The 5,542-nt window shown below is 43.2% G+C and carries 3 protein-coding genes and 1 pseudogene; all 4 read right to left on the reverse strand.

What is annotated here, in order from left to right; translation table 11 throughout:
* Window positions 1-103 (reverse strand): virulence factor SrfC family protein (locus BHE89_RS25395; RefSeq protein WP_286146012.1); only part of this gene is annotated, 103 nt, incomplete at its 3' end.
* Between the two features lie 2 nt (window positions 104-105).
* Window positions 106-1,749, reverse strand: a complete 1,644-nt coding sequence (locus BHE89_RS08695) for a virulence factor SrfC family protein (protein ID WP_286146010.1) — start codon at window positions 1,747-1,749, stop codon at window positions 106-108.
* Window positions 1,746-4,729: pseudogene (locus tag BHE89_RS08700) on the reverse strand (virulence factor SrfB). The gene BHE89_RS08695 and the pseudogene BHE89_RS08700 overlap by 4 nt, the downstream one beginning before the upstream one ends.
* A gap of 3 nt (window positions 4,730-4,732) precedes the next feature.
* On the reverse strand, window positions 4,733-5,542 hold an 810-nt coding region (locus BHE89_RS23730; protein WP_286146011.1), incomplete at its 5' end, for an SrfA family protein.

The following is a 5,542-nucleotide window of genomic DNA, read 5'->3' on the forward strand; positions in this document are numbered from 1 at the left end:
TTTCAAGGTAGTCTGCAAGGCGTTGCATCCCCCCATCGTTAAGCGACAACATCGCCTCCCATGCTTGGTCTGGCTCACGAATATAGCGTTGGACAGTTTTCATCTTCAGTAAAGGTTTTTTTTCATCAGATGTAATTGTGAAACACTGTCCTCATTGAGAACAATCTCTTTGCCATTACTGATTTGAATAAATGGGGTAGGTACACTGGGTTTACGTACTAAGAAGGTGTTATTAAAGGCTTCACCATTGATCCAATCGGATGACATCCATTCATATTGACCAAAGCGCTCTAGCATTGCCATTTTGATCATGCCACCTTTGCCCCATGATTGGCGTAATAACGCTTCATTCATGGTTAAAGAGTTGGTAATACGCATATCAAACATGGTCATTGCCCAAATTAAACCTGAAGGACGTTTAGCTCGAGTTTGTGCATCTTTGCCTTGTGTATTGTTGATCCATTCTGTGAGAACAGCACCGACTTCTTTTACATCTGACTGTTTGTTTGATGCAGTACATACCACTAACACATTCATCTCTTGATTATCGGTATAACGTTCAAACAGATAGGCAACTTTACCCCGAAGAATAAGTTGTGCCAGAGGGTTAGCACTATCATCGTTGACTTGACGACGTACATCCGCCATGGTTTCAACCCCTAAACGACCGCGATAGCCCGGAAAATCGAGCAGCTCAACATGTTCAAACAGGGTTTTACTTGGTGCATCTAATAATGGGACGACTAATTCAACCGTCAGTGCGGTTAACTCTGCTAACGAAAGGGTAACAGGGGCATCAATATGATCGCCATGAACAGGACAAATGCTGATCTGGCTATCATTGGCAGTATTGAGACGCTCTAACATATCTACGTTCATAATACTGTCTTCTTGTACTAACACGCCGTCTTGCTCTTTAACTAACGCAGAGAGCGGGGCTAAAACAAGAGAGGCATTACCTAAAGAAGCAAGTGTGGTGCTAAAACGTTGATAAGCGGAAGTGAGCTCTGCAATATCGCCCCATAAAACAGAAAAGAGTTTAGCGCGTTGTGCAATGTTGAGATAAGGCGCTAATTCAATCGCTTTAGGCCAATAGGTTGTTGCCAGTTTTTTCTGGCTTTTTTCCGCGTGGCGTTGCAGATAATCCCATAATGAAACAACATCATCATGAGTAATACCGGCAACAGGTGTCGCATTGCATTGTGTGCTTAATGAATTGATTAAACGAGAAATTTTCTCGTCATCTAGTTCAAATTCAATTTTTTCTTGATTAAAATCATACAGGTAAGCATTGGCGAGAATTTTAACGATCTCAATTTCGCTGAAAAGATGCAACTCGACAGGAAACGCTTGTGTACCTTTTGTGGCATTGCGGCTAAAGCGAGTCACTAAACCAGTCGCTTCCTTACCGCCGCCCGGTGGGTTGATATGGTCGATAAAATCAAGTGTTTTACCTGCCATACTGGTTCTTAATCTACCCTCTTGCCCTGCGGCAAGTGCTGAAATCAGGTACGATTTTCCTGCTTGAGAGAGACCAAAAAAGCCCACAGACATGGGGCGCTGTGTTGCTAAACTGAGATTTTTTGCCATATTACGGCTACGGCGTAGACGATAGATAAGGCTATCGGCTTCGGTATTTAAACGAGGCGCATTACCTCTTACTGCCGTCACCCAATCAATGGCTTTACCTGCACCTTGATAAATGGCATCCCATTTGGCTGTTAACTGTTTTTCATCCATCATATTCATTTACCTAATACACTCCCGCTATCCAGCCAATAGGATGTTTCACCAATACCACTATCTGCTAACGTATTGAGTTTGAAACTTAACCCGTTTTTATTAACGCCACCTTTGCCATTAATCAGTTCCATTTCTTCAATACGTAATTTTTCAGATTTATTGTCATTATTATGACCAGAGGCGCCTCTTTCTTCTCCAAGCTTGATATGCAATACGCTGTCTTCTTGGCTAAGTTGTTGCGCCAATTTCGGATTTTTAATGCGTAAGGTATAAAGTGGAGATGCTGGCCAACGGGCATTATCTAATTGACGGAAACCTAAGCGGATCCCGCCTCTGACTTCGAAATAGGTATCAGGATCAGGCTCAAATTTATCCTGAATATCACGGTAGTAAACGTCATTATCGGAAATTGTGTTGTTATTATCCAACATCCCTAAATAACGGACGGTTGAATACGTTTTAAAGTTACCTGTTGAGAAGTAGAAGTTGAGCAAACGTGCATTTTCAGCCATTAAACACAGCATCGCACCGACTGCGCGGTAGATTTTGGATCGTCAATACGACCTTTTTTGTTGAATGGATACCAACCACCTGTTTTGTAGCCGTGTAATGGCAGAATACGCGAAGGCGGTACAGGCTGTAATACTTTTAATAGCGCCTGAATACCCGGTAAACGAGAAGGGCGACCCGTCAGCAATAAAACATCACAGGAGTAGTAATAAAGCACTTCACATAGGGCTTTTAAACTACGGGTGATATTAATACGTTCACCCGAAATAAACTCAGCGTGTAATTGTGCAAAGTTAATTTGTACAGGCACATTTAAAATGGAGAAACTGTCGCCGCCACCGAGCTCTTTATTCGTTGCGTCATCAATATAACGACGTACATGCTCTGTAGGTAGAACGCTAAGTAATTCACCAAAAGTACTGTTAATGCCTTCATGAGGAACTAATGGATCGTAGTTTTCGTATTGGCTTAAAATCTTTAACCCAATCGGATTAAAGATTTGTAGGGTAAGCTGTTGGCGTAACACTTGTTGCCCTGCATCTAAACCTTCGCTCCCAAAAAGAGAAGACATCAGCGCATCAGCATCAGAAATACCCGCATCCGTTAATGCTGTGCGTAATGCAGGCAATACGCAAATCTGGATGATATCTAATAAAATATCATCACCTGCAATTTTGAATCCTTCACGGAATAACTGTGTTGGAATAATTTTGACGTTGCTCCCCGTCCCCGTATCCAGTTTATAGCGTGTGATCACGAGATCGGTTGTTCCGCCACCAATATCTATTGAGGCAATCTTTAAGGCGCTATCACCCGTTAATGCGCGGTTATCTTCACGCACTTGGCTGGCAAAAAAGGCTTCAGTACGCTCACCAAATTTAATTTGTGTTTCGTTATAGAGGTAAACTAACTGGCCACAAGTGGCTTCATCCCATTTCACATGGATGTTTGGCATCGGGATACGGCATTGTTCATCTTTACCATCAAAACGGAGTTTCTCATCCGTCGGATCCCAATTCATTGCTTTCCAAATGAGCCCTAATGCGTTTTCCATGCACGTTTCAAAAATTGCACGCTCGGGTTTTGGCATTGCAGGTGGAATAGTCAAAATGATATTGCGCAACTGACGAGGCGCACTTGCGTGACTCATTTTAAGGCGTTGAGCTGGGCTGTTCATTTGCGTCAATGCTTGTGCTAACACTTCGGTTAACATCATGGTCATTAATGAACTGCGAGTATAGTTTGGCGTAAATACTGGCATGCGATCATCTGGTTCTAAACGGAATAACGGTTCACCGTGATCGTTTAGCAGGTATGTCATTGGAACAGCCGTCGCCAGTGGCTCTCGGTCTGTTTGACCAAAAGAGCGGCTAAAGCGCCAACCTGGAGAATATGGTGAGTCATCCCATAAATAGCGTTTAGGGCTTGAAATACCCGTTGAGCCTTCCGTTCCTAACCGTTGCGCTGCCATGCGATTGGCTTCAGGGCCAACGCGACCAATAGTGGGCCACATAAAGGCATTGTTGCGACCGCTATTAACTGAAAAATCTTGTTTACCAAATTCCGCTTGCGCAAATTCAACACGGCTTTCAAATGGTTCATTATAGATTTGATAAGGGTGACTTAAATCACGCAGCGTCATTTCATAGAGTTGCGTTAACCCTTTGTTATCATTGATATGATCTTCAATTAAGATCCCACAGGTACGTGAGTTACCCACATCAAGAATAAGATCAACGTCAATCGCGGGCTCTTGCGGTTTGGTTTCGTTAATTTTGATTTCAGGCAAGTGTAGTTTCTCACCTAATATATTGAGCAAATTGAGATAATGTGCCTGATGTTGAAACTCTTTGAGCGCATCTTCAAGTTCATCATGGTACATTTTAGTCACCGCCAGCGCTCTTTCGCTAAAGACTTCCTTTAACCAACCATCAATCCATGGTGTTTCAAGGAAGTTCTCAACTTCATAGCCTAAATAGGCAAGCGCAAAAGCAACACCCGAGCGAACATCTTCTTCGTTTGGTGCCAGATAAGCTGTATTGGCGCGATTCGGCTCAATTCGTGTGTCAAATGCCACAACAACGCGATGTGTATGCCCATCTTCATCTGGCTCTGTCAGTTGATGGAACATCATTCTTACCCAGTTATCAGGGCCTTGAGAGAACGCTCGTGGTGGATTAAAGCGGAAAAATGGTACAGGTAGCCATGTGTCATTTAAGAGTGTTAATGACGCTTCAAGGGAGAAACTAAATTCAGCTTCTCTCGGGGTTTGAGGCTGATCCTTAGGTGCAGGATAAAGATAGTTATCATCTCGTTCATTATAGATGAGTCGCATTAATGGGCCGTTTTCGCCTTTTTTAACAAACTCACCGTATTCTTTACGTTGTGGTAGCTTAAAGCCAAAATCCAGAAACTGAATATTACTGTCTCGGATAAGGGTAATTTTATCTTTATAATCGGTCAGTGGCGCTAACATGAATTAGTTATTCTCCCGCTTCATTGATAATGGGAATGGCTGATTATTTTCATATTTTCCTTGGCAATCAGCTATATTTTGGCTTCCTGGCTGGCAAATGATATTTGGCATCAAATAGTTTGAACCATCACTGCACAGAGCTTGACCTTGGTTATTAATATTTAATCCGCCTTGATTAATGGTTGCATTGACAGGGGCTTTACAGGTCACGCCATCACTGCGTGTCATGACGACTTGCCCTTTACCATTATCGAGTTGGTAATTCAGGCTCAGTGGTTTACCTGTTTTTTGATCTTGAATTCCTGCCCCAGCTTTCCATTGACCATTCAGGAACTGGGTTGAGCCATTCGCTAACGCATTCGCAGGAATGGTCAGTGGTGTTGTGTTATCTGCTGTCGTGGGCGGTGTGACATCGGGTGGCGCATTGGGATCAACAGGCGGGGTAGAGGGTTTACTCTCATTTCCCATATTTGGAGTGTTATCTGTTTTCGGTTGCTCATTTTGTGTAGTAGGATCAACCGGCGGTACAGTCGGTTGTTGTGCTTCTTCAGGTAATATTCCTTCAGGCAATGCACCTTGGTTATTGTCTGTTTGAGGATCTACCCTAGATAAATCCGTATTAGGATCAGCCTGTGTGCTATTACCACCAGTGCTATCAATCACATTTCCATTCGCCTCTACGGTACCTAATGTTCCTGTATGAACTGTACCTGTTGGTACGCCGACTGTGTGGCCATGAGTAACTACTGTGGGGACTTTCGGTTTTTCAAGCGTCGGTTCTGGCAATTTAGGCGCTTCAATATCGGGTGTTTT

The sequence above is a fragment of the Shigella sp. FC1967 genome (assembly GCF_001743005.1).
In the GTDB taxonomy this organism is placed as follows: domain Bacteria; phylum Pseudomonadota; class Gammaproteobacteria; order Enterobacterales; family Enterobacteriaceae; genus Proteus.

Excerpts from the sequence above, each read along its gene's own strand:
- BHE89_RS08695 (WP_286146010.1), bottom strand. The coding sequence starts at position 1,749 with ATGAATATGATGGATGAAAAACAGTTAACAGCCAAATGGGATGCCATT.